At 72.1% G+C, this 1,124-nt stretch carries 1 protein-coding gene; it reads right to left on the reverse strand.

What is annotated here, in order from left to right; all coding sequences use genetic code 11:
* The coding region (locus ACKUB9_RS34315) for an FAD-dependent oxidoreductase (protein WP_410826046.1) at positions 1-1,124 on the reverse strand (1,124 nt) is incomplete at both ends.

Genomic DNA, 1,124 nt, shown 5'->3' on the forward strand with positions numbered 1-1,124 from the left:
TGACCGATCGCGTGACCGTAGCTGAAACACTGCGCCGTCACCCGCGCCGACGCCACCGCCTCGTGCTCCGCCGACAGGCACCGCCCCGCCGTCAGGAGACCCTCCCCCCGCTCCGGCACGAAGCAGCCGTAGGGCACCTCGTAGACGTCGTCCAGAAGCCACTCCACCCGCGGCTTGGCCCCCGCATGCAGCTCGATCGGCCACGGCGAGCGCGCGATCCCGTCCGCAAACTTCGTCCCCGCCAGCACGTCGGCATTCCGCAACAGCGACATCCCCCGCGCCTGCCGGGTCTGGCGCACCCCCACCTGCACCCCGGTGTCGTTCACGAAGCTCGCCTCGCAGCCCGCGAGGTGGTCGCGGAAGAAGCGGGCGTACTCCCGCATCTGCCGGCGCCCCTCGATCTCCGCCTCGGTGAAGTCGCGGGCATAGAGCGTGTTCAGCTCGCGCCCGTCCGCCCCGATCACCCGGGTGCAGTTGCACAGAAGCTCGCCCGGCCGCGTGGTGGTGAACAGCCAGATCTTGGCGCGCGGCAGCGTGTAGCCGTTGCCCGCGCCCTTCTCGCGGATCAGCGCCGAGACCTCTTCGCCCATGATGGTGTCGGTGCCGTAGGCCTCAAGGAAGCGGGCGGTGTCGACGCCCATCAGGCGGAAGATCATGGTCGGGTTCTGGACGTGGCCGTCCTGGCCGACGAAGGAGGGCAGGCCCGCCATGGCGACGACGTCGGCGTCGCCGCTGGCGTCCACCGTGACCTTGGCGCGGATCCGGGCCGGGCCTTCCTTGGTGTAGGCGGTGACGCCCTCGACCCGCTCGCCGCCCTCGACGAGGGCACCCGTGACGGTGGTGTGGTAGATCACCCGCACGCCGGCCTCGGCGAGCAGGGCGTCGGCGGCCTCGCGCCAGACGAGGGGATCGTGGACGCGGGTGTAGGTCTTGCCGTAGCGCACGGGCGGGGCGAGGCCGCCGCGGTGCTCGAGGGCGGCCACGAACTCGTCGAGGAAGCCGTGGACGACCTGTTGGGGCGGGGCGTCGCGATCGTCGGTGGCGGCGTACATGCCGCAGACGGTGCCCGAGAGGCCCGCCACGGCGCCGCCGCCGCAGAAGCCGTAGCGCTCCAGCAGGGTGAC

Origin of the sequence: Methylobacterium oryzisoli, assembly GCF_046557895.1 — a bacterium.
GTDB lineage: Bacteria > Pseudomonadota > Alphaproteobacteria > Rhizobiales > Beijerinckiaceae > Methylobacterium > Methylobacterium oryzisoli.